The 21,983-nt window shown below is 65.1% G+C and carries 22 protein-coding genes; 4 read left to right on the top strand and 18 right to left on the bottom strand.

All coding sequences use genetic code 11. The annotated features are described in order from the left end of the window. Positions 1-89 precede the first annotated feature (89 nt). The 3 genes from WH265_RS22030 to WH265_RS22020 all read right to left on the bottom strand — a co-directional run bounded on the left by WH265_RS22030 (position 90) and on the right by WH265_RS22020 (position 2,488). On the bottom strand, positions 90-521 hold the full coding sequence (locus tag WH265_RS22030; RefSeq protein ID WP_021028985.1) for a rhodanese-like domain-containing protein: 432 nt from the start codon (positions 519-521) through the stop codon (positions 90-92). Positions 522-561: 40 nt separating this feature from the next. Next, positions 562-1,578, bottom strand: coding sequence for a M48 family metallopeptidase (locus WH265_RS22025; protein ID WP_445228568.1), 1,017 nt, complete (start codon positions 1,576-1,578; stop codon positions 562-564). An 82-nt stretch (positions 1,579-1,660) separates the two neighbouring features. After that, positions 1,661-2,488, bottom strand: coding sequence for a lysophospholipid acyltransferase family protein (locus WH265_RS22020; protein ID WP_339537019.1), 828 nt, complete (start codon positions 2,486-2,488; stop codon positions 1,661-1,663). Positions 2,489-3,270: 782 nt separating this feature from the next. On the opposite strand from WH265_RS22020, the gene priA reads away from it, so the two are divergent. Next, a complete protein-coding gene (gene priA / locus WH265_RS22015) occupies positions 3,271-5,379 on the top strand; it encodes a replication restart helicase PriA (protein ID WP_339559700.1) in 2,109 nt (702 codons plus the stop codon). On the opposite strand, the gene WH265_RS22010 is transcribed toward priA, so the two are convergent. From WH265_RS22010 to WH265_RS21990, 5 genes are all read right to left on the bottom strand, one after another. Next, positions 5,376-6,326, bottom strand: a complete 951-nt coding sequence (locus WH265_RS22010) for an AEC family transporter (protein WP_339559656.1) — start codon at positions 6,324-6,326, stop codon at positions 5,376-5,378. The genes priA and WH265_RS22010 overlap by 4 nt on opposite strands. A gap of 164 nt (positions 6,327-6,490) precedes the next feature. Beyond that, positions 6,491-6,850 (bottom strand): hypothetical protein, encoded by a 360-nt coding sequence (locus WH265_RS22005; protein WP_021028991.1) that lies wholly within the window; start codon positions 6,848-6,850, stop codon positions 6,491-6,493. A gap of 109 nt (positions 6,851-6,959) precedes the next feature. After that, complete coding sequence (locus WH265_RS22000; protein WP_021028992.1) at positions 6,960-7,358, bottom strand: roadblock/LC7 domain-containing protein; 399 nt, start codon at positions 7,356-7,358, stop codon at positions 6,960-6,962. Further along, positions 7,355-7,921 carry a GTP-binding protein gene (locus tag WH265_RS21995; protein ID WP_339559655.1) on the bottom strand — a complete coding sequence of 189 codons (567 nt, stop codon included), beginning with the start codon at positions 7,919-7,921 and terminating at the stop codon, positions 7,355-7,357. Before WH265_RS21995 ends, WH265_RS22000 begins: the two co-directional genes overlap by 4 nt. Then, positions 7,918-8,622 (bottom strand): hypothetical protein, encoded by a 705-nt coding sequence (locus tag WH265_RS21990; protein ID WP_312986299.1) that lies wholly within the window; start codon positions 8,620-8,622, stop codon positions 7,918-7,920. The genes WH265_RS21995 and WH265_RS21990 overlap by 4 nt, the downstream gene beginning before the upstream one ends. Before the next feature lie 272 nt (positions 8,623-8,894). Here WH265_RS21990 and WH265_RS21985 point away from each other — a divergent pair, with 272 nt between their 5' ends. The 3 genes from WH265_RS21985 to WH265_RS21975 all read left to right on the top strand — a co-directional run bounded on the left by WH265_RS21985 (position 8,895) and on the right by WH265_RS21975 (position 12,659). Continuing rightward, entirely contained in the window at positions 8,895-10,973 is a 2,079-nt protein-coding gene (locus WH265_RS21985) for an ATP-dependent helicase (RefSeq protein WP_312986298.1), read from the top strand. Between the two features lie 6 nt (positions 10,974-10,979). Then, positions 10,980-11,405: a hypothetical protein gene (locus WH265_RS21980; protein WP_339559654.1), complete on the top strand. Its 426-nt coding sequence runs from the start codon at positions 10,980-10,982 to the stop codon at positions 11,403-11,405. 63 nt (positions 11,406-11,468) lie between these two features. Continuing rightward, positions 11,469-12,659 carry a phospholipase A gene (locus tag WH265_RS21975; protein WP_339559653.1) on the top strand — a complete coding sequence of 397 codons (1,191 nt, stop codon included), beginning with the start codon at positions 11,469-11,471 and terminating at the stop codon, positions 12,657-12,659. A gap of 46 nt (positions 12,660-12,705) precedes the next feature. On the opposite strand, the gene WH265_RS21970 is transcribed toward WH265_RS21975, so the two are convergent. From WH265_RS21970 to WH265_RS21925, 10 genes are read right to left on the bottom strand one after another with little or no spacing between them, the layout of a single operon-like run. After that, a complete protein-coding gene (locus tag WH265_RS21970) occupies positions 12,706-13,602 on the bottom strand; it encodes an alpha/beta hydrolase (RefSeq protein WP_339559652.1) in 897 nt (298 codons plus the stop codon). Continuing rightward, positions 13,592-13,990, bottom strand: a complete 399-nt coding sequence (locus WH265_RS21965) for a RidA family protein (RefSeq protein ID WP_312986293.1) — start codon at positions 13,988-13,990, stop codon at positions 13,592-13,594. The genes WH265_RS21970 and WH265_RS21965 overlap by 11 nt, the downstream gene beginning before the upstream one ends. 27 nt (positions 13,991-14,017) lie before the next feature. Continuing rightward, positions 14,018-14,473, bottom strand: coding sequence for an acyl-CoA thioesterase (locus WH265_RS21960; RefSeq protein WP_339559651.1), 456 nt, complete (start codon positions 14,471-14,473; stop codon positions 14,018-14,020). A gap of 1 nt (position 14,474) precedes the next feature. Further along, complete coding sequence (locus WH265_RS21955; RefSeq protein WP_339520101.1) at positions 14,475-15,185, bottom strand: ABC transporter ATP-binding protein; 711 nt, start codon at positions 15,183-15,185, stop codon at positions 14,475-14,477. Continuing rightward, positions 15,185-15,949: an ABC transporter ATP-binding protein gene (locus WH265_RS21950; RefSeq protein WP_339559650.1), complete on the bottom strand. Its 765-nt coding sequence runs from the start codon at positions 15,947-15,949 to the stop codon at positions 15,185-15,187. Before WH265_RS21950 ends, WH265_RS21955 begins: the two co-directional genes overlap by 1 nt. Before the next feature lie 11 nt (positions 15,950-15,960). Next, the gene (locus WH265_RS21945) at positions 15,961-16,971 is read right to left on the bottom strand and encodes a branched-chain amino acid ABC transporter permease (RefSeq protein ID WP_339520105.1); all 1,011 of its coding nucleotides are present in this window, start codon (positions 16,969-16,971) and stop codon (positions 15,961-15,963) included. Then, positions 16,964-17,884: a branched-chain amino acid ABC transporter permease gene (locus tag WH265_RS21940; RefSeq protein WP_312986286.1), complete on the bottom strand. Its 921-nt coding sequence runs from the start codon at positions 17,882-17,884 to the stop codon at positions 16,964-16,966. Before WH265_RS21940 ends, WH265_RS21945 begins: the two co-directional genes overlap by 8 nt. Before the next feature lie 3 nt (positions 17,885-17,887). After that, on the bottom strand, positions 17,888-19,072 hold the full coding sequence (locus WH265_RS21935) for an ABC transporter substrate-binding protein (RefSeq protein WP_339520106.1): 1,185 nt from the start codon (positions 19,070-19,072) through the stop codon (positions 17,888-17,890). 44 nt (positions 19,073-19,116) lie between these two features. Then, positions 19,117-20,748, bottom strand: a complete 1,632-nt coding sequence (locus tag WH265_RS21930; RefSeq protein WP_339559649.1) for a benzoate-CoA ligase family protein — start codon at positions 20,746-20,748, stop codon at positions 19,117-19,119. 59 nt (positions 20,749-20,807) lie between these two features. After that, entirely contained in the window at positions 20,808-21,983 is a 1,176-nt protein-coding gene (locus WH265_RS21925; RefSeq protein ID WP_339559648.1) for an acyl-CoA dehydrogenase family protein, read from the bottom strand.

Below are 21,983 nucleotides of genomic sequence, written 5' to 3'. Positions count from 1 at the left end.
TCCATCATGAGGCGGCCAAGTTTACAGGCTCGGCGCTATCCCGACTGCCTCGGAAGCGGCTCGGTTACAAGCGGCGACGATTACACCGCTCATTGAGACCAGGGCAAACCCTGGTAACGCCAGCCACCAAGCTGGCCACGCTGCCCCTGGGCATTCGCATCGCCCTCAAAGCCCTGCAAGATGTTGTAGGCCTCCAGCCCCAGCTGGCTGGCGCGCTGCGCCGCTGCCACCGAGCGCACGCCGCTGCGGCACAGCAGCACGATCTTGGCGCCGGGTGCCCGCTGGGCCAGGGCCAGCAGCTGGGCATCAAAATCCGGGTTCATCGCCATGCCCGGCCATTGCTTCCAGGCAATGGCCACGGCGCCAGGCACCTGGCCGACCCAGGCACGTTCGGCATCGGTGCGCACGTCGACCAGCACGGCCTGCTGGTTTTGCACCCAATGCCAGGCCAGGCGGGCACCAATATCACCGGCATAGCCATTGGCAGGCGCAATGGTCTGCTGTTCTGCGGTCAAGCTCATAGATACATCTTCCAAAAAATAGCGGGCAGACCCAGCCCCGCTATGCTGCCCGGTCCCAGGGCGGGGCCGGCATGTCCTTGAGCTGCTGGCGCAGCGCGCGGTGGTCAGGCACCACCTCGGCCACGGTATCCCAAAAGCGGGGGCTGTGGTCCATCACCCGCAAATGCGCCAGCTCATGGGCCACCACATAGTCGATCACGGCTGGCGCATAGTGCATCAGCCGCCAGTTCAGCCGGATCGAGCCATCGGACTTGGCACTGCCCCAGCGCGTCTCGGCACTCGAGAGGCGCAAGCTGGTGTAGTGCACGCCCAGCAGCGGCGCAAAATGCGCCAGCCGCGCCAAAAAATGCTGGCGCGCGCTCTGGATGAACCAGGCCTGCACCAGATCGCGGATCTGCGTGCGCCCCGCACTGGGCGGCAGCGCCAGATAGAGACGCGAGGGCGAGCCCGGCGCCTCTTCCTCGACCCGCCAGACGGCCCCGGAGCGCGCCACGCGCTGCTCGCTATCGACCACCAGCTGCAGCGGCTGGCCCAGAAAGGGCAGGCTCGCCCCATCTTCCCAGCGGATGCTGGCGCTCAGGCTGCTGGCGCGGCGCTGCTGCATCTCGGCGATCTTGCGCACAATCCAGCCGGCCTTGTCCTGCAGCGCCTCGTCAATACCCGGCTGCGTCACCCAGCGCGGCGCGCGCACCACCAAGCCTTCCTCACTCACCACAAAGCCAATACTGCGCCGCTTGGCACGCTGGAGCAAGTAGGCCACCCGCTGGCCCTGCAACAGAATGCTGCGGTTGGCCGCAGGGTGGGCCTGCAAGGAGGCTGGTGCTGCGGTGGCGGCAGGGGTGGGAAGAACGGTTGGCCGGGCGTCCGGTGCGGGCCGCGGCGCCGACATGGGCACGGGCACAGGCCGCGGAGGCGCTGCAGCGGCAGGCGCAGGCGCCAGCACAGGCTTGGCATCGGCGGCCATCGCCGCCGCAGGAGCCGGTGGTGGTGGCCGCGCAGCGGCAGCTGGCTCGCTGCGCTCCCACAGGTCCAGCGCCATCTGCACCAGGCGGCGCACATCAACCATGGCAGCACCCCGCTCTGCGGCAGCAGTAGGTCAACAAGACACGCTCAGCGGCGGACACGGCAGTCTTTTTCCTTTATTTGGTAGCGCTACCCGGCTCGGCAGCGGCGGATGCTGCTGCCATGGCCACAGCTGGCGCCTGCAGCGCCGGCTTGCCCACATAGGCCTCGGGGTCCAGGCGGCGCATTTCGGACTCGATCCAGTACTCGACCTCGGCCATCAGCTCGTCATGCTTGCGGCCCTTGCTGTCGATGGGCTTGCCCACGGACACATCGACAATGCCGGGCGTCTTGACAAAGGCCTTGCGCGGCCAGCATTTGGCCGAAGTCACCGCAATCGGCACCACCTGGGCACCGGTCATGATGGCCAGGCGCGTCGCGCCGGTCTTGTAGTCGCCGCTCTCACCACGTGCAATGCGTGTGCCTTCGGGGAACATGATCACCCAGATGCCCTGGCCCAGCAGGCGCTTGCCCTGCTCCACCACCTTGTGAAAGGCGCGGCTGCCATCCTTGCGGTCGATATGGATCATGTCCAGGCTGCCAATGGACCAGCCAAAGAACGGAATCTTCAGCAACTCCTTCTTGAACACATAGGCCAGCGGCGTGGGCATGATCGCGGGCATCAAAAAAGTCTCGAAGGTCGACTGGTGCTTGCACAGCAGCACCACACCCTTGTCACTGCCGGGCTGGCCGGCGACCGGCAAATTCTCCATGCCCTGCGTCCGGACTTTGATGCCGCAGAACCAGCCAGCGCTGTCTGCCGACAGCTTGAGCCAGCGGCGCGCCACCGCATAGCGGGCGCGGCTGCTGGCACCACAAACCCGCAGCAGCAAGATGGTCAGGGTGTAGGGAATGACCGTCAGGCCCATGAAGAGCGTATGCAGTATCGATCGGAGCAATGACATGGATCAAGTAGAAAAGGCAGGGGGACGCAAAAAGCCAGGCCCCTGGCTGGCCAACGCCAGCGGGCCCAGCCCAGAGCCGCGAACCAGCGCAGCTGCGTCGCACAGTGCGCCAAAGGCTGCTGCAAAAATTCGACCCACGCCATGCAAAACAGCAGGGCGCAGGCGTGGTTGGCGCTAAATCATATCGGAAGCCAAGGCCCCCGTCCGCAGCCGGTGGAACGAAGCTGCATAGATCGACTGCATAAGCACCCACCAAAACCCCAATTTCTGAATCACATCAAAGAATTGCGGTGGATAACTCAGCCAATTTACGAAAAAATGTGGATAAGAGGCGATGGCCTCCGCGCCCGCTCGGTGCCGCGCCTGGCACCGGAGCAAGCACTTATGCACACAATGTGGAAAGCAGACCCTCTAGCACAATATCCTGACTCTATCGACAAGATTGCCAGATCATAAAACATAACTCAATGAAAGATATAAATAAAAAAATTTTGTCAGCCAATCCTCCAAGCCAACTGACAATGTGTGGTAATTCTGATCCAGGTCAGAGCGCCGATATTTCAACAAAGTTATCCACAGAAATCCAAGTCCTGTATTGATTTTTCTTGAGATTTGCCTTGTGTATAAGTTCTTTGGTTTGTCACAAGATTGCAGTAGACCCAGATGCAATCAGGAGAAACACCATACGGGCCGGCTCAGGCACCGGGGCGGGCTTTGGCTCATGCGGTGGCGCGCCAGTCGCTACACTCGAAGCTCTCGCGTCTCTTTCCGCCCCCCCCTTGATTTTTCTGTCCATCGCCGTCCACACGCCCGCCTACAGTGCCATCAGCGCGGCCAGTGAACTGCTGACCTACCAAGCCCCCCATGCGCTGCCCGCAGGCAGCCTGGTGCGCGTGCCGCTGGGCAAACGGGAGGTGCTGGGCGTCGTCTGGGGTCCGGATACCGCATTTGCCGGCGACCCGGCCAAGATCAAACCGATCACCGCGGTGCTGGAGGCGATTGCGCCATTGCCTGCAAGTTGGCTGCGTTTGGTACATTTTGCCGCCCGTTACTACCAGCGCAGCTTGGGCGAGATGGCAATTACTGCGCTGCCCCCCGCGCTGCGGGACCTGACGGTCGAGCAACTGGCCCGCCGCCTCAAGCGCAAAAAGACGGCAATAGACAGCGATGTCGCCGCCGACCAGGCACTGGCCTTAAGCCAGGAGCAGATGGCAGTTTGCGCGCAAATAGACAAAAATCCGGGCCCATTCCTGCTTTTTGGCAGCACTGGCAGCGGCAAGACCGAGGTCTACCTGCACCAGGCCGAGGCTTTGCTCGAACGCGATCCCCAGGCCCAGGTGCTGGTGATGGTGCCGGAGATCAACCTGACGCCCCAGCTGGAGGCCCGTTTCCAGGCACGCTTTTCGGCCCGCCTGGGCGACAGTGCGGTCGTCAGCATGCACAGCGGCATGACGGCACCCCAGCGCCTCAAGAGCTGGCTCGCGGCCCATACCGGCCAGGCACGCATTGTGCTGGGCACACGCATGTCGGTGTTTGCCTCACTTCCCCATTTGCGGCTATTGATCGTCGACGAGGAGCATGACGCCAGCTACAAGCAGCAGGAAGGGGCGCGCTACTCAGCGCGCGACCTGGCCATCTGGCGCGGCCATGACCTGCAGGCCCAGGTGATTCTGGGCTCGGCCACCCCCTCGCTGGAGAGCTGGTGGGCCAGCCGGCCTGCCAGCGGCGAGGATGCCGGCGGCCGCTACCTGCGGCTGGCCATGCCCAGCCGCATTGGCGCCGGCCAGATGCCCCGGCTGCGCCTGGTCGATATGCGCCAGCAGCCGCGCCAGGCACTGTTCTCACCCGCGCTGCTGCAGGCCATTACACAGCGGGTGGAGCGGGGCGAGCAGGCGCTGGTGCTGCTCAACCGGCGCGGCTTTGCGCCGGTGCTGTTCTGCGGCGACTGCGGCTGGAAAAGCGATTGCCCGCACTGCAGTGCGCACCAGGTCTTCCACAAGATAGACCGCACGCTGCGCTGCCACCACTGCGGCTACAGTCAGCGCGTGCCGCTGGCCTGCCCCAGCTGTGGTAACCCGGATATTCTGCCGCTGGGCAAGGGCACCGAGCAGCTGGAAGAGGCGCTCGAGCGCCTGCTGCGCAATGTGCAGCGTCCCGATGGCCAGCCGGCCCGCATCGCCCGCATCGATGCCGACACCACCAAGGCCAAGGGTGCGCTGGAAGAAAAGATGGCCGATGTGCATGCCGGCGATGTCGATGTGCTGGTCGGCACGCAAATGGTCGCCAAGGGCCATGATTTTCGGCGTGTGACCCTGGTCGCCGCCGTGCAGCCCGATGATGCGCTGATGTCCAGCGACTTCCGCGCGCCCGAGCGCCTGTTCTCGCTGCTGCTGCAGGCGGCCGGCCGCGCCGGGCGCGATGCGGCTTACGTGGCCGCCCAGGGCAGCGCCGTCGAGATGTGGCTGCAGACCCAGCAGCCCGAGCATGCCGTCTACCAGGCCCTGCGCCAGTGGGACTACAGCGGCTTTGCCGCCCAGCAGCTCAAGGAGCGGCGCGATGCGGCCATGCCGCCCTTCGCCCACCAGGCCATCATCCGCGCCGATGCAAGGTCGCAGCAGGAGGCCCAGGCCTTTTTGCGCACCGCCTCCGAGCTCGCGCACAGCCAGCAGCTGCTGGACGGCAACGAAGTCTTTGTCTACCCGCCGATTCCGTTGTCGATGCAGCGCGTGGCCAATGTGGAGCGCGCCCAGATGCTGATCGAGAGCCCCTCACGCAAGGCCTTGCAGCAGTTCCTGCGCGCCTGGCAGCCTTGCCTGCACTGGCTGCGCGCGCATCCGGAGCACAAGGGCCTGGTGCGCTGGCTGGTCGATGTCGACCCCCAGGCTATCTAGACCAACCAGGTCACCGCCGCCGAAAAGCTGACAAAGGCCAGCGCCGTGCTGACCAAGATAATGTGCGCAATGCGGCCATTGTGGGCGCCATAGCGCCCGGCCAGCAAGGTGACATTGCTGGCACTGGGCAACGCAGCCACCAGTGCGACGACCAGCAGCGCAAACGGCTGGATCGGCAGGCCCGCCGCCATCGCGGCATGGCCCAGGCCCAGTACCAAGAGCGGATGCACAAAAAGCTTGACCAGCGCCAGCGGCACATAGCTGGCGGGGGCCGCGTATTCCTCTTCCACCATCTTGGAGCGGGCCAGCACCGCGCCCACGGCAAACAGCGCCACCGGGGTGGCAGCGCTGCCCAGCAGGCCTGCGGTCTGGTCCAGCGCCTGGGGCAGCTTCCACTCCATGAACGAGGCCAGCGCGCCCAGCAAGATGGCCCAGGGCATGGGGTTGGTGAGCACACCCTTGAGCGCCTTGAGCAGCGCCGCACGTGCATTGCCTGCCGCCCCGTCCATGCGCGACAGCGCCAGGCACAGCGACGTGGTGAACACCATGTCGACCAGCATCGTGACGATGGCCGGGCCGGCCGCCGCATCGCCCAGCAGCGCCACCAAGAGCGGCAAGCCCATGAACCCGGTATTGGGAAAAGCCGTCACCAGCGCGCCAAAAGCGCTGTTGTTCCAGTCCATGCCGCGCAGGCGCGAGGCCGCCACGCAGCCCACCACCAGCAAGAACTGGCACAGCACATACAGCAGCAAGATGGGCAGGTTCATCAGCTGCGCAAAAGGCAGCGACGAGCCGGCCTTGTACAGCATGCAAGGCAGCGCGAAATACAGCACAAAGGCATTCACGCCCGCAATCGCGGGCAGCGGAAAAATGCCGCGCCGCGTGGCCACAAAGCCGCACAGAACCAGCGCAAAAAACGGAAAGGTGACTTGGAAGACGGACAGCACGGCTCGATTGTGCCCAGAATGCGCCAGCACAGATGTAGCGCGAGGGACCGGCACTGGCTGGCGCGCGGTCCACAAAAGAAAAGACCGGCCCCATCGATGGCCGGTCTTGCAAGGCCCTGTCTACACCTGCGTGTCAGATCAGAGCCCAAAACGATCTAAAGCACTTAGATCGTCACCAATTTCTCGACTTCCGCGCATTTACGCCGGGCCAGCGCCAGGTTGCTGCGCTGCTTGTCCAGCACCAGGTACAGGAACAGACCTTCCTTGAGCGCCACCGGGCGGATGATGTGGTACTGCGAACCCAGGGTGATCAGGATGTCATCGATCGAGTCTTGCAGACCCAGCGATTTCATCGTCTTGAGCTTGGCCCGCACAACCTCGGTGTTGCCGGCCGCTGCCAGCTCCAGGTCCAGGCCCGATCCGGCACTGCCCAAAAGCATGCCGCTGCCACTGTCCACCAGCGCGGCGCACATGGCGCCCTCCACCGTCAAAAGTTGCGTCAACGTGTCTTGAACCGAAGCCATCTCACTCCCCCTTCACACACTGGCGGTTTATCGTTGCTGCGCCATGCGGCCAGTGCGGCGCATACGCAGCTCTCCCACAACAAGGTGCCGGCCGCAGCCAGACTTGCCATCAGACTTTGTTCATCTCCGCGCCCACTTCGGCCGCGGCCCACAGCACGCGGCCCAGGATCGCATTGGTATCGAGAACCATGCACAGAATGCAGGGGAACTCGGAGGTGACCGACTGGAACACGACCACGCCGCTCTCGGTCTCGAAGGTCAGGCGCTTGCAGCCGGTGTGGTTGATTTCGCGCCCCACGGCACGCGCCATCGCCATCAGCGAGCCGGCCATGGCCGACAGGCGGTTGAGCTGCAGCTCGCTGTTCGTGCGCAAGGATGCAATTTCAAATCCATCGGGCGTGCTCAGCAGTGCCACACGCACGCCATCAACAGGACCAATAAGCTTATCAAGCGCCTGCTGGCCTGCCTTGACGACCTGGGCAGGGATCAGAGGTTGTGATGCAGTCATGAATTCTCGCTTTGCAGGGACAGCATGGAAACAAGTACGCTCATCGCATCCAGCAGCTGCCCACGGTCGCGCGGGTCCGCTTCCAGAACGGGAATCACCCCATGGCCAGCAGAATACACGCCTTGGGCGAATGTTTCAATTTGTTCTGTTTCGGCCGGGCGTGCGCTCAGCACCAGCGTGACAGGTGGCTGGGGCAGTTGCGCGATCTCGTCGAGGATATGGTTGGTCTCGGCCAGGCTGGTCGGGCTGTTTACATCGGTCATGATGAACACGCCCATCGACACCGACAGCACCCACTGGCGCACAAAGCTGAAACGCTCCTGGCCCGGGCAGCCGCAGATCTGCACCACCTCACCGCCACCCAGATCGATCTCGCCAAACTCGGTGCCAACTGTGGTGAGCTCCTTGCTGTGGGCCGCCAGATCGAGGTTGCGGACATCGGAGCTGGACATCAGCGCACCGCACAGCGAACGCACGGCGGTGGTCTTGCCAATGCCCATGGGCCCGCACAGCGCAATGCGCGGCATCTTGTGCGGCCCGACTCCGCCTGATTCTTGATTCATCCCGGCTTACCTCCCCCTCGTATCCATCGGCCCAAACGGCTGAGCAAACCTTTGGAGTGTAGCGGCTCGCGATGGTGGGAGGGGGAAGAAGCAGCGGAAATGACAGGCATGGCCACGCCGCGCAGCACGCCGCGCCGGCCCAGCTCGACCAAAAGGCCACGGGCCACCGTGTTGTCCAGCCCGCTGTGCAGGCACAGCTGGACGATGGAGACCGGTTCGCGTGAAAGCAGCGCCAGCGCGCGGATGCAGGGACCGGTATTGAAAGGCGCGCCCACCGACACCCAGGACTTGAGCTGGTAGCGGAACTCCTGGCGGGTCGTCGGTGCAGGCTGTGCAGCGGCCTGCACCGATTCCTGGCGGATGACCTTGTTGCGCGCATCCCAGTCGAGCAGAAAGACCGCTGCGCGGTCAAACATGTCGATCAAATCGCTCAAGGTGTAGTCCGCCTCCAGCCGACCCACCCAGCTGGCGCCATCGAGCATCGCCGTCTTGACCTGCCCGATGCAGACCACGCAAGGTGCCTTGCCCAGCGACGAGATTGCATCGGCCATGCCCTGGTCCAGCACAATCAGCTGGGCGCGGTCACGGGGTACCTCCTTCCAGGGAAGCACCGATTTGCGCGAGGCCACGCCATACAGCGGCGCAAAGCGGTTGCGGCTGCTGGGGGTCAGCAATTCTGCGGAAATACCGGCGGTCTGCATGGCGATAATTTCACACTTTTATTGGCTTAATTAATAGGGTTTGCCACTTAGCCGCAGCAATACTATCGGCATTCTAAAAGCTTGCTTGCCAGACGCAAGTGTTTCTTTGGGGGTTTTACCATCTGCTCTACATTCATTGACAATTTCAAAAAATCTGTGGTTTTTTGTGTAAGCAAACATGTAAAAGCCAAAGTCCTGAATCTGCAGATGCCTGTCGTTGCGGCTATTCTTCTGCGCTCTCCTTCCTGATCTGCAAAGGTACGCTCGCCACCATGGCCGCTGGTCTCAATCTCGCCCAATTACAAGCTGTGCACTACACCCAGGGCCCCTGCCTGGTGCTCGCCGGTGCCGGATCGGGCAAGACCCGGGTGATCACCCACAAGATTGCCCGCCTGATCGAGACCGGCATGGCGCCGCGCAAGATTGCGGCCATCACCTTCACCAACAAGGCCGCCTCCGAAATGCGCGAGCGCGCCAAGAGCCTCATCGGCCGCCAGGCCAAGGATGTGCTGGTCTGCACCTTCCATGCGCTGGGGGTGAAGATGGTGCGCGAGGACGGCCATGTGCTCGGGCTCAAGCCCCAGTTCAGCATTCTGGACAGCGACGACGTGGTCGGCATCCTCAAGGATGCCGCTGGCGGCACCGCCGATGTGGCCACCGCCCGCCAGTGGCAGTGGACCATCAGCAAATGGAAGAACATGGGCCTCGACTACAAGGAGGCGCTGGCCCAGGCTGCCGATGACAACGAGCGTGCCATTGCCGTGCTGATGCAGCGCTACGACGAGCGGCTGACCGCCTACCAGAGCGTGGACTTTGACGACCTGATCGGCATGCCGCTGCGCCTGCTGCGCGACCACCCCGAGGTCCGCGCCAAATGGCAGGCCAACCTGGGCCATGTGCTGGTCGACGAATACCAAGACACCAATGCCACCCAGTACGAGCTGCTCAAGCTGCTGGTGGGCGAGCGCGGCCATCTCACCGCCGTGGGCGATGACGACCAGAGCATCTACGGCTGGCGCGGCGCCACCTTGGACAACCTCAAGAAGCTGCCGGTCGACTACCCCCAGCTCAAGGTCATCAAGCTCGAGCAGAACTACCGCTCGACCAGCGCCATCCTGCGCGCGGCCAACAATGTGATCCAGCCCAACCCCAAGCTGTTTCCCAAGACCTTGTTTTCTGAGCTGGGCGAGGGCGAGCCGGTGCGCATCGTCGATTGCGACTCCGAAGAGCACGAGGCCGAGCGCGCCGTCGCCCGCATCCTGAGCCTGCGCGCAGCGGCCAACCCGCCGCCGGACTGGAAGAACTTCGCCATCCTCTACCGCGCCAACCACCAGGCCAAGCCTTTCGAGAAGGCGCTGCGCAAGGCCAATGTGCCCTACAAGGTATCGGGCGGCACCAGCTTTTTTGACCGCGCCGAAATCCGCGACCTCTGCGCCTGGTTCCGGCTGTGGATCAACAACGACGACGACCCGGCCTTTCTGCGCGCCATCACCAACCCCAAGCGCGGCATCGGCCACACCACCTTGGGGCGCCTGGGCGAATTCTCCAAGGCCCACCGCTGCAGCATGTTCGGTGCGCTATTCAATGCCATGCTCGAAGACGCGATGCCCGCCAAGGGCCGCGAGAGCCTGCTGGAGTTTGGCCGCTATATCAATGACCTGGAATACCGCGCCCGCCAGACACGCGGGGCCGAGCAATCGCTGGCCTTTCTGCTCGACTGGCTCAAGGAGATCGGCTACGAGCAGCACCTCTATGACGCCGAAGACAGCGAGAAGGTCGCCGCCGCCCGCTGGACCAATGTACTGGAGTTCTGCGACTGGATGGCCCAGCGCGCAGGCGGCCAGACCACGACGGCGGCCGATACCACGACCGTGAGCGAGTCCAAGAGCCTGCTCGAAGTCTCGCAGACCATCGCCCTGCTCTCGACCATCAGCGAGCGCGAAAAGGAGCAGGACATGGTGATCCTCTCCACCCTGCATGCCAGCAAGGGCCTGGAGTGGCCCCATGTGATGCTGATCGGCGTCAACGAAGGGCTGCTGCCCTTCAAGCTCGATGACGATGACGGCCGCCAGCAAAAGGTCAGCGACGATACCGCGCAGCGCCTGCAGGAAGAGCGCCGCCTGATGTACGTGGGTATCACGCGGGCCCAGCGCTCGCTGGCCGTGAGCTGGACCAAGCGGCGCAAAAAGGGCCGCGAGCTGGTCTCCGCCCTGCCCAGCCGCTTTATTGCCGAGATGGGCCTGGACAGCAGCACCGCCCGCGAAGACCCGCGCGAGAAACTGCGCCAGCTGCGCGAAGAGTTCGCGCGCAAGGCCCAGAGCACCGCTGCCGCCAGCCCCGATCCCCTCTGACTATCCATGACCAAGACCCTGATCCTGACCGTTTTTTGCGCAGCGCTGAGCAGCGCCTGCACCAGCCCCCCCGCACCCCGCCCCGCCTGCCCCAGCGCGCTGCAGATGGAGCAGCCCGAGCTGCTGGGCCACTGGCAGGCCGAGCTGCCCGGCCTGCCCGGGCCCGTCACCCTGCAGCTGGCCCCCCACCCCGAATGGAACGGCACCGTCAAAGGCCAGATCCAGCGCCCCGGTGGCACGGCCATCGTCGTTGGCGATGTGGACAAGGGCAAGCTGACGATGGAAGAGTCGGCCGATGGCAAAAAGGTCTCGGGCACCTGGCTGGGCGAGGTGGTCGACGGCAGCTGCGGCCGCGAGATCCGGGGCGAATGGTTGGATGCGAACGACAACAGCCACGCCTTCGTCATGCGCAAGCCATCGAAAACGCCCTAATCGCCGCAATAATGGGCATCCGCGCAGCCGTCCCAGCCACGCGTCCTACCTTCCTCCTCGACCATGACAACAACGAAATTTCTGCGCTCGCCAGCACCGCTGGCGGCGAGCCTGCTGATGGCCGGTCTGCCGCTGGGCAGCTTTGCGCAAACCCCTGCCAGCGCCAGCGCCACAACGGCCACGGTGTGGCAGCAGTGCACGGCGCTCAGCGACGGCCCGGCCCGCCTGGCCTGTTTTGACCAATGGGCGCAGCAGCAGTCGCAGCAGCCCCTGCTCAGCCAGCAGGCCCAGCCCGCAGCCAGCACCCCTGCCGCCTCGGCCAACGCCATGGTCGGCCTGACCCCGCCAGCTGGCGCCCTCGCCGCCGCCGATGCGCCCGCCCCGATTGGTGGCTGCCGCGATGACGCCTACACCGAGATGTCGCGCTTTTGGGAGCTGGAAGCGGGCACCGATTGCGGCCAGTTCAGCTTCCGTGGCTACCGCCCACTGTCGGTGTCGGTGGCCGTCGGCGACAAGGTCAACCGCCAGCCCAGCTCGCTCAATCCGGTCAATTCGGCCACCACCGAGACCGACTACCAGCGTCAGGAGATGCGCATCCAGCTGTCGGTGCGCACCAAGCTGGCGCAAAACCTGCTCACCGACCCCAATGGCAAGCTGCGTGATTCGCTGTGGATTGGCTACACCGGCCTGTCCTACTGGCAGGTGTTCAACTCGGACCTCTCGCGCCCCTTCCGCACGACCGACCACCAGCCCGAGATCTTCTACGTCTACCCGACCACCGCCCAGCTGCCCTTTGGCTGGCGCTGGCGCTACAGCGGCGTTGGCCTGGAGCACCAGTCCAACGGCCAGAGCGACCCGCTCTCGCGCAGCTGGAACCGCACCTACCTGATGACCGGGTTTGAGCTGGACAACCGCTGGCAGCTGCAGGCCAAGATCTGGCACCGCATCAACGAGAGCGCGGAAGACGACAACAACCCCAATATCCAGAACTACATCGGCCGCAGCGAGCTGAAACTGGGCTGGAACGTCAACCAGCGCAACTGGATGGGCGTGACCGCACGCGGCTCGCTCAACGGCCATGGCAAGGGTTCTGGCCGCGTCGAATGGATGCATACCCTGGGTGATGGCTGGATGGGCGGCAAGAGCAACCTGCGCCTGCATGCCCAGCTCTTCCACGGCTATGGCGACAGCCTGATCGACTACAACTACAAGCGGACTGTGTTCTCGCTGGGCTTCAGCCTGCTGGACTTTTAAACAGGACGTCTGCTCAGCAGACGTTTCCCGCTGCCCGAGAGGATCTTTAGGCAGACAGCCGCAGCAGGCGCTGGCACAGATCCGACTGCGGATCCTCCAGCCCATGGAGCACCGTGAAATGGTCGCAGCCGGGCAGCGCCGCCTGCTCGGCCACATTGCCCGCCGCCTGCCAGGCGCTGTGCATCAGCAGCGACTGGCGCTCAAACTCGCTTTGTTCGCGCCCGCCCCAGACCAGGTGCATGGGGGTGGCGCAGCGCCTGGCCGCAAACGCGGGCGAGTTGCGCGCAACCAGCCCGTCGTCAAGCTGGATCAGCGGCTGCAGGTAGCTGTAGCGCAGCGGCGCGATATCGTAGAGGCCGCTGATCAGCAGCGCGCCGCGCAGCGGGTCATCGGGCAGGCCATAGTCGCGCTCCCAGCGCGTTTGCAGGCACATCGCAGCCAACTGGCCACCAGCAGAATGCCCGCCCACCACCACCCTTGCCGGGTCGCCGCCATAGGCCTCGATATGGCGCAGCACCCAGGCCAGGCTGGCGCGGCACTGGCGCACGATTTCGTCAATGCTCACCTGCGGGCACAAGGCATAGTTCACCACCACGGTGCAAAAGCCCAGCGCCTGCGGGCCGAAGGCGACGCAGCTGAACTCCTTGGAGGTGTTGGCCCGCCAGTAGCCACCATGCAGATAGACAAACACGGGCGCCGCCGCGCCGCCCTCGGCCGGGAAGATATCCAGCGTCTCGGCCAGAGTCGGGCCAAACGGCACATCCAGCGTGCAGCGCAGCCCCCTACGCGCCTGGGCACTGCGCTCGGCAAAATGCTGGCGGGCGGCAGCCGGGTCGGCCACCGGGCGCAGCGGGTCGTACTGTGCATCAATCTGCGCCTGCGATTCAAAATCGCGGTACAGCTTGAAAGGCCCGGGCGCAGCCATGGCCGGGTCAGCCGGCATCGGGCACCACGGCGGTGACCTCGATCTCCACCTTGGCGCGGTCCTCGATTAAGGCCACGACCTGCACCGCCGTCATCGCGGCGTTGAAGCTGCCGATCAGCTCGCGGTAGGCCTTGCCGATCTCCGCCTGCTGGGCCATATAGGCCTCTTTGTCGGTGATGTACCAGGTCATGCGCACGATATGCTCGGGCCGGGCGCCGCCCTCTTCGAGCACCGCCACAATGTTCTGTAGCGCCTGGCGCACCTGGCCGGCCAGGTCGTCGGTGTGGAAGACCCCTTGCGCATCCCAGCCGATCATGCCGGCGACAAAAATCTGCCGGCCGCTGACCATCACGCCATTGGCATAGCCCTTGGGCCGGGGCCAGCCCTGGGGAAGTAGTACTTGCATGAGACGATTCCTTCTAAAAACCAAGCATTATTGAAAGCGCTCACCGGCCAGCCAGGCCGCCATGCGGCGGTGGATGGCTGGCGGTATGCGGATGGCCTCATGGCTGTCCAGGCTGGTGAACACCAGCGCCTGGTGGGCCAGTGCCCGCACCTGGCCATCGTCGCCCACACAGCGCAGCGCCAGCTGCAGCGAGCGGCTGCCCAGCCGCAGCACGGCCAGCTCCAGCTGCACCGCATCGCCCATGCGGGCAATGGCACGAAAATCACAGGCCAGGTGCACGATGGGCAGGCCGGTGCGCTCGGGCCCCAGCATCTGGGCATAGGGGTGGTGCAGCGCCTGGTTGAACCAGTCCTCCACCAGCGACTGGAACAGCACCAGGTACTGCGGATAAAACACAATGCCGGCCGGGTCGCACTGCGCAAAACGGATGCCGGTGGCCACGCGGAAAACGGGGCCGGTCTCAGGCCAGGTCAGGGCTGCCATGTCAGACCCCGATGTAGCGCTGCCACAGCGCGGGCTGCGCCTCCAGCTGCGCCGAGCTGCCCTGCCACACCACCTGGCCGCGCTCGATCAAGGTGTGCTGGTCGGCCAGCGCCATCAGCCGCTTGACGTATTTGTCGATCACCAAAATCGCCTGGCCCTGCGCGCGCAAGGCCGCCAGGCACTGCCAGATCTCCTCGCGGATCAGCGGCGCCAGGCCTTCGGTCGCCTCGTCCAGGATCAGCAGATGCGGGTTGGTCATCAGCGCCCGGCCAATGGCCAGCATCTGCTGCTCGCCGCCCGAGAGCCGGTTGCCCGGGTTACCGGCGCGCTCGGCCAGGCGCGGGAACAGCTGGTAGACACGGTCCAGCGACCAGGGGTTCTCCGAGGCATTGCGGTTGGCCGCAAAGGCCTGCAGGTTTTCCTGCACCGTCAGGTTGGCAAAGATCTGCCGGCCCTCGGGCACCACGGCCATGCCCATGCGGGCGATGCGGTCGGCAGGCAGGTGCTCGATGCGCTCGCCGCGAAACCGCACGCTGCCGGCCGATGCCGGTGTCATGCCCAGCAGGCTGCGCACCGTGGTGGTCTTGCCCATGCCATTGCGCCCCAGCAAGGTCGCAACCTCGCCCGCCGCCATGCGCAGATGGATGCCAAACAGCACCTGGCTGCTGCCGTAGCAGGTCTCCAAGGCTTCCACTTCCAGCAAAGTGCTCATCAGGCGGCCTCCTCTGCGGCTTCATCACCCAGGTAGGCGCGCCGCACATCCGGGTTGCGCCGAATCTCATCGGGCGTGCCCGTCGCGATCACCTTGCCAAACACCAGCGTCGAGATGCGGTCGGCCAGGCGGAAGACCGCGTCCATGTCGTGCTCCACCAGCAGGATCGTCGTGTCCTGGCGCAGCTGCAGCAGCAGCTGCACCATGCGCTCGGATTCGTCCGGCCCCATGCCCGCCATCGGCTCATCGAGCAGCAGCATGCGCGGCCGCGTGGCCAGCGCCAGTGCCACCTCCAGCTGGCGCTGCTCGCCATGCGCCAGCAGACCGGCGGTTTGCTGCAACTGCGCAGCCAGGCCCACGCGCTCGGCCACCTCGGCGGCCTGCGCATAGCGCGCGCTCTCGCTGCGTGCGGGCCGCCAAAAGCGCCAGCTCGATCCATCGCGTGCCTGCACACCCAGCGCAATGTTCTCCAGCACCGTCAGGCGCTTGAAGATGCTGGTGATCTGGTAGGAGCGCACCAGGCCGGCCTGCACCCGCGCGGGCATGGGCTTGCGCTCCACCGCCTCACCAGCAAACAGGATCTGCCCTTCATCGGGCGCGAGCGCCCCCGACAGCTGGTGGATCAAGGTCGTCTTGCCCGCGCCGTTGGGCCCGATCAAGGCATGGATCTGGCCAGCCTGCACCGCAAAGCTGGCATGGTCGGTGGCGGTGAGGCCGCCGAAGCGCTTGACCAGGTTCTGCACCTGCAACAAAGGGGTTGGCATCTTGGCCGTGCTCATCGCTTGCTCCACATGCCGCGCCGCAGGCTCAGCAAACCATTGGGTGCCACCAGCACCACGATCAGCAGCACGGCGCCCAGGCCCAACTGCCAGTGCACCGTGTAGGCGGCCAGCACTTCTTCCAGCAGCAAAAACACCGCCGCGCCCACCAGGCCGCCATAGAGATGGCCGACACCGCCCAGGATGACCATGATCAGCAGGATGCCCGACTGGGTCCACTGCAGCATGCCGGGGCCGACAAAGCTCCCCTGGTTGGCCAGCATCGCGCCTGCCAGCCCGGCAAAGGCACCGGCCAAGGTGAAGGCGACGAGCTTGTAGCGGTAGACCGGAAAGCCGATGGCCTGCATGCGCGTCTCGTTTTCCTTGATGGCCTGCAGCACATGGCCAAAACGGGCGTTCAGCACCCGCGCCATCGCCAGCAGGCTAGCGCTGACCAGCGCCAGCACCACGTAGTAGAAGGTCGCGTCCTGGCCCAGGTCCAGACCCAGGCCAATCTCCGAGCGGCTGGGCAGCGACAGCCCGTCATCACCGCCCAGCGATTTGAACGACATGATCAGGTAGTACAGCATCTGCGCAAAGGCCAGGGTGATCATGATGAAGTAGACGCCCTGGGTGCGCAGGCTGATGGCGCCCACCAGCAGCGAAAAGGCCGCGCCCATCAGCATCGCCAGCGGCCAGGCCAGCCAGGCGGAGGTCACACCCTGCTGCATCAGCAGGCCCACGGTGTAGGCACCCAGGCCGACAAAGGCCGCGTGGCCAAAGCTCACCATGCCACCAAAGCCGAGGATGAAGTTGAGGCTGGCAGCGGCCAGGCCAAACACCAGCACACGGCTGGCCACGCCGATGTAAAACTCTTCACCCGTCGCCTGGGCGATCAGCGGAAAGGCGATCAGCAGCGCCAACAGCGGCAATACCCAGCGCGGCTGCAAGCGGTGGTCGAAGACGCTGGGCTGCGCCGCTGGCGTGGCCTGGGCCGCAGCGGTCTGGGGGGCGGAGGTGTCAGTCATGGGCGGGGAACAGACCTTGGGGTTTGGTGAAGAGCACGGCAGCCATCAGCACATAGATCAGGATCGAGGCCACGGCCGGGCCGGCATTGGCCGCCACCTCGGGGCCCATGGCCTTGTCAAACAACAAGGGCACGAGGGTACGGCCGGCGGTATCGACCAGGCCGACCAGCAAGGCGCCCAGCAGCGCGCCCCGGATCGAGCCGATGCCGCCAATGACGATCACCACAAAGGCGAGGATCAGAATGCTCTCGCCCATGCCCACCTGCACCGCCAGCAGCGGGCCCAGCATGCCGCCCGCCACGGCACACAGCGCAGCGCCCAGCGCAAACACCAGCGTGAACAGCCGGCGCACATTGGCGCCCATGGCAGTTGCCATCTCGCGGTTGGCCGCGCCCGCGCGCACCTGCATGCCAAAGCGCGTGCGGGTCACCAGGAGCCACAGCAGCAAAGCCACGGCAAGGCCCACGCCGATGATCAGCAGCCGGTAGGCCGGGTAGGAAAAACCATCCATCAGCTGGACCGGCCCGGCCAGCGCGGCGGGTGGGTTGAGCATCAGCGGCTGCGCGCCCCAGATGATGCGCACGATCTCGTTGCTCATCAGCAAGATGGCAAAGGTGCCCATCACCTGCGACAGGTGGTCGCGGTGGTAGAGGCGGCGCAGGATCGTGTATTCCAGCAGCACGCCCACCACCACGGTGGCCAGCACCCCCAGGCCCAGGCCCAGCCAGAACGAGCCGGTGGCCTGGCTGAGGCTGGCCACCAGGTAGGCGCCGATCATGTAGAGCGAACCATGGGCCAGGTTGATCATGTCCATGATGCCGAACACGAGCGTGAGGCCAGCGGCCAGCAGGAACAGCATCAGGCCGAACTGCAGGCCGTTGAGCGTCTGCTCAAGAATCAGGATGGTGTTCATCGATCAGGAGGGCATCTTGCAGTCTTTGACGTAGGCATCCTGGTGGTTCTTGAACACCGTGCCCACCGTGCGGTTGGTCAGCTTGCCCTGCGCATCCTTGCTCACCACGCGCAGGTAATAGTCCTGCACCGGAAAGTGGTTGCTGTTGAACTTGAAGCTGCCGCGCACCGACTCGAACTTGGCCGCCTCGATGGCCTTGCGCAAGGCCGCCTTGTCATCGAGCTTGCCCTTGACATCACGCACCGCCGCGTCCATCAGGCGGGCGGCGTCATAGCCGTGCGAGGCGTAGAGCGAGGGGCTGCGGCCAAACTCCTTCTGGAAGTCGGCGACGAACTTCTTGTTCGCCGCATTGTCCAGGTCATGCGCCCACTGCGAGGTGTTGAAGGTGCCCAGCATCGAGTCACCCACCGCACGGATCACGTCCTCATCGGCCGAGAAGCCCGGCGCATACAAGGTGATGTCCTTGGACAGTCCGGCCCCGACAAACTGCTTGATGAAGTTCACGCCCAGGCCACCGGGCAGAAAGATATAGACGCCATCGACCTGGGCCGCACGCATCTTGGAGATCTCCGCGCCATAGTCCAGCTGGCTCAGCGAGGTATAGGTCTCCATGCCGATCTCGCCCTTGTAGAAGCGCTTGAAGCCGGCGATCGAGTCCTTGCCTGCGGGGTAGTTGGGTGCGATCAGCGCCACACGCTTGAAGCCCTTGTCCTGCATGGTCTGGCCCGCTGCCTCATGCAAGGCATCGTTTTGCTGCGAGACATTGAAGAAATACGGGTTGCACTGGGCGCCGGCGTACTGCGAGGGGCCGGCATTGGGGCTGATGAAGAAGGTCTTGTTCTGGAACGCCGCCGGGCCCACCGCCAGCATCACGTTGGAGAACACGGTGCCGGTCATGAAATCCACCTTGTCGCGCTTGAGCAGGCGCTCGGCCGTCTGCTTGGCCACCTCGGGGTTTTGCTGGTCATCGACCACCACCACCTCGGCGGGCAGGTTGCCGATCTTGCCGTTCATGTGCTTGACGGCCAGTTGGAAGCCGTCGCGGATATCGGTGCCCAGACCGGCGCCGGGGCCCGACAAGGTGCTCAGCAACCCCACCTTGACCTGGTCGGCGGCACTGGCGCTGCTGGCGCAGAGCAGCGCGATGGACAGACTGACAAGACTGCGATGCAAGAGATGAGGCTTCATGCTGGTTCCCTGGTTGAAGTACGTAAAAATTTGCCGAGCCGCTACTATGCCGGGCTGTGCAGACGAAACCGTTGTAGTTTTCCCGTAGCTGTGCGCGGCAGCTGCGCGACAAAATCCAGGGCCCGTGGGTATTTGTAGGGCGCCACCGTGCTTTTGACAAAATCCTGCAAGGTCTTGACCATGTCCGCGTCCGCCGCAAAGCCCGGGCGCAGCACCACAAAGGCCTTGACGATCTGGCCGCGCTCGCTGTCGGGCAGGCCAATCACCGCGCATTCGGCCACCGCCGCATGCGCGAGCAAGGCGTCTTCGACCTCGGGCGCGGCAATGTTGTAGCCCGAGGAGATGATCATGTCATCGGTGCGGGCCTGGTAGATGAAGTAGCCGTCTGCATCCATCACATAGGCGTCACCGGTCAGGTTCCAGCCCGCATGCACATACTGGGTCTGGCGGCTGTCGTTCAGGTAGCGGCAACCGGTGGGGCCCTGCACGGCCAGCTTGCCCACCGTGCCGGCCGGCACTTCCTGGCCCTGCTCATCGACCACCTTGGCGCGGTAGCCGGGCACGGCGCGGCCGGTGGCGCCGGGCCGTGCCTCGTCCTCACGGTGCGAGATAAAGATATGCAGCATCTCGGTCGAGCCGATGCCGTCGATGATCTCGATGCCGGTCGCCTCTTTCCACAGCGCGCGCGTCGAGGCATTCAAGGCCTCGCCGGCCGATACGCATTTGCGCAACCGGGTCTGGCGCAGCCGCTTGCCCTGCTGGGCCATCACGCGGTACGAGGTCGGCGCGGTGAACACCACGGTGGCGCCAAATTGTTCGATGCCATCGACCAGCTGCAGCGGTCCGGCCTTCTCCAGCAGCGCCATCGAGGCACCAATCGCCATCGGGAACAGCACCTGACCACCCAGGCCAAAGGTAAAGGCCAGCGGCGGGCTGCCGATAAAGACATCATCGGGCGCAGCCCGCAGCACATGGCGCGGCCAGCAGGCGCAAACCGCCATGACATCGCGGTGGAAATGCATCGTGGCCTTGGGCACGCCCGTGGTGCCCGAGGTAAAGCCCAGCAGGCAGGTGTCGGTGGCGGCCGTCTGCACGGCGTCAAAATGCGGCGATGCCTGGGCCATCAGCGGCTCCAGCGCCTGCGCTGCCGGCAGGCCCGTGCCGTTGAAGTAGCGCACCGCCTGCAAGCGCGGGTGGGCCGCCTGCGCTGCCTGCACCTCGGCCAGCAAGGCCGCATCGCAGAGCGCATGGCTGATCTGGGCAATCTCGATGATGGTGCCCAGCTCCTTGGCGCGCAGCAGCGGCATGGCAGCCACCGCAATGCCGCCAGCCTTGACGACGGCAAACCAGCTCGCCACCGTCATCGGGTTGTTGGGCGCGCACAGCAGCACGCGGTTGCCAGGCACCAGGCCCATCTGGGCGGTCAATACGTTGGCAATGCGGTTGGCATGGGCCTGCAGCTCGGCATAGGTCCAGCGCACACCCTGGGCCTGCAGGCACAGGCGCTCGCCCCGGCCCTCGGCCACATGGCGGTCCAGCAGCTCGGCGGCGCAGTTGAGCCGCTCGGGGAACTGCAGCTCGGGCAGCTCGAACAGGTAGTCGGGCTGCAACTCGGGCGGCGGCAGATGCTTGGCGGCAAAGCGGTCGATATGCGCGGTATAGGGCGTGGCAGACATCTCGCAAACTCCAGGCTGAAAGCAGAAACCGGGACCGGAGTCCAGGTCCTCGGCAATGGTCAAGGCGCAGCGGGCGCCACTTGTTTGAGCAGCTCACGGGCGATGATGAGCTGCTGCACCTCGGTCGCTCCTTCGTAGATGCGCAGCGCGCGGATCTCGCGGTACAGGCGCTCGACCGGTTGATCGCTGACAACACCCAGCCCGCCCCACATCTGCAGCGCCGCATCGATCACCTGCTGCGCGTTCTCGGTAGCGGTCATCTTGGCCATCGCCGCTTCGCTGGTCACGCTCTGGCCCTGGTCGCGCTGCCAGGCGGCGCGGTAGGTCAGCAGCGCGGCGCTGTCGATCTGCGTGGCCATCTGTGCGAGCTTGGCCTGGGTGAGCTGAAAATCGGCCAGCACGCCCTGGAACATGCGGCGGCTGGTGGCGCGCTGCAAGGCCTCGTCCATCGCGCGGCGCGCAAAGCCCAGCGCGGCGGCCGCTACCGAGGTGCGAAACACATCCAGGGTGCGCATCGCCAGCTTGAAACCCTCGCCCGCCGCGCCCATGCGCTGGCTGACCGGCACGCGGCAACCGTTGAAGCGCAGCCGCGCCAGCGGGTGCGGCGCGATCACTGCGATGCGCTCGGCAATCTCCAGGCCGGGCGTGTTGGCGTCGACAATTAACGCCGAGATACCACGCGCGCCCGGCGCCTCGCCAGTGCGCACAAACACCACATAGAAGTCGGCAATGCCGCCGTTCGAGATCCAGGTTTTTTCGCCGTCGATGACATAGTGGTCGCCGTCCAAGCGGGCCGCGCAGGCCATGGCGGCCACGTCCGAGCCGGCATCGGGCTCGGACAGCGCAAAGGCTGCAATCGCCTCACCCCGGGCCACCCGGCCAAGGTAGCGCGCCTTCTGCGCCTCCGTGCCCGCCAGGCTGATCGCGCCCGAGCCCAGCCCCTGCATCGCAAACGCAAAGTCGGCCAGGCCGTTGTGGCGCGCCAGGGTTTCGCGGACCAGGCAGATCGCGCGGGTGTCGATCTGCGCGGCCGCGCCGCCATGCGTCTCGCCGGCCACCGCATGGCGCAGCCAGCCCGCCTGGCCCAGCGCCTGCACCAGGCTGCGGCAATCGCCATCGGTATCGCTGCTGTGCACATGGGCCACATGCTGGGCGGCCCAGGCATCCAGCGTCTGCGCCAGCTGCGCGTGGCGCGGCTCAAAAAACGGCCACTGCAGGTAACGGGTGTCGGCCAT

The organism is Comamonas sp. MYb396 (genome assembly GCF_037479555.1).
Lineage (GTDB): Bacteria > Pseudomonadota > Gammaproteobacteria > Burkholderiales > Burkholderiaceae_C > Comamonas.
The sequence above is the reverse complement of the archived record's forward strand: the minus strand, read 5'-3'. Positions and strand labels throughout refer to the sequence as shown.

Bases quoted from the DNA above. Each gene is read 5' to 3' on its own strand.
- WH265_RS21970 (WP_339559652.1), bottom strand. From the start codon at position 13,602: ATGCCGGCTGACCCGGCCATGGCTGCGCCCGGGCCTTTCAAGCTGTAC.
- WH265_RS21950 (WP_339559650.1), bottom strand. From the start codon at position 15,949: ATGCCAACCCCTTTGTTGCAGGTGCAGAACCTGGTCAAGCGCTTCGGC.
- WH265_RS21975 (WP_339559653.1), top strand. From the start codon at position 11,469: ATGACAACAACGAAATTTCTGCGCTCGCCAGCACCGCTGGCGGCGAGC.
- WH265_RS21940 (WP_312986286.1), bottom strand. From the start codon at position 17,884: ATGAACACCATCCTGATTCTTGAGCAGACGCTCAACGGCCTGCAGTTC.
- WH265_RS21935 (WP_339520106.1), bottom strand. From the start codon at position 19,072: ATGAAGCCTCATCTCTTGCATCGCAGTCTTGTCAGTCTGTCCATCGCG.
- WH265_RS21995 (WP_339559655.1), bottom strand. From the start codon at position 7,921: ATGAATCAAGAATCAGGCGGAGTCGGGCCGCACAAGATGCCGCGCATT.
- WH265_RS21930 (WP_339559649.1), bottom strand. From the start codon at position 20,748: ATGTCTGCCACGCCCTATACCGCGCATATCGACCGCTTTGCCGCCAAG.
- WH265_RS21925 (WP_339559648.1), bottom strand. From the start codon at position 21,983: ATGGCCGACACCCGTTACCTGCAGTGGCCGTTTTTTGAGCCGCGCCAC.
- WH265_RS21945 (WP_339520105.1), bottom strand. From the start codon at position 16,971: ATGACTGACACCTCCGCCCCCCAGACCGCTGCGGCCCAGGCCACGCCA.
- WH265_RS22020 (WP_339537019.1), bottom strand. From the start codon at position 2,488: ATGTCATTGCTCCGATCGATACTGCATACGCTCTTCATGGGCCTGACG.
- WH265_RS21955 (WP_339520101.1), bottom strand. From the start codon at position 15,185: ATGAGCACTTTGCTGGAAGTGGAAGCCTTGGAGACCTGCTACGGCAGC.
- WH265_RS22030 (WP_021028985.1), bottom strand. From the start codon at position 521: ATGAGCTTGACCGCAGAACAGCAGACCATTGCGCCTGCCAATGGCTAT.
- WH265_RS22005 (WP_021028991.1), bottom strand. From the start codon at position 6,850: ATGGCTTCGGTTCAAGACACGTTGACGCAACTTTTGACGGTGGAGGGC.
- WH265_RS22000 (WP_021028992.1), bottom strand. From the start codon at position 7,358: ATGACTGCATCACAACCTCTGATCCCTGCCCAGGTCGTCAAGGCAGGC.
- WH265_RS21965 (WP_312986293.1), bottom strand. From the start codon at position 13,990: ATGCAAGTACTACTTCCCCAGGGCTGGCCCCGGCCCAAGGGCTATGCC.
- WH265_RS21990 (WP_312986299.1), bottom strand. From the start codon at position 8,622: ATGCAGACCGCCGGTATTTCCGCAGAATTGCTGACCCCCAGCAGCCGC.
- WH265_RS21980 (WP_339559654.1), top strand. From the start codon at position 10,980: ATGACCAAGACCCTGATCCTGACCGTTTTTTGCGCAGCGCTGAGCAGC.
- WH265_RS21960 (WP_339559651.1), bottom strand. From the start codon at position 14,473: ATGGCAGCCCTGACCTGGCCTGAGACCGGCCCCGTTTTCCGCGTGGCC.
- WH265_RS21985 (WP_312986298.1), top strand. From the start codon at position 8,895: ATGGCCGCTGGTCTCAATCTCGCCCAATTACAAGCTGTGCACTACACC.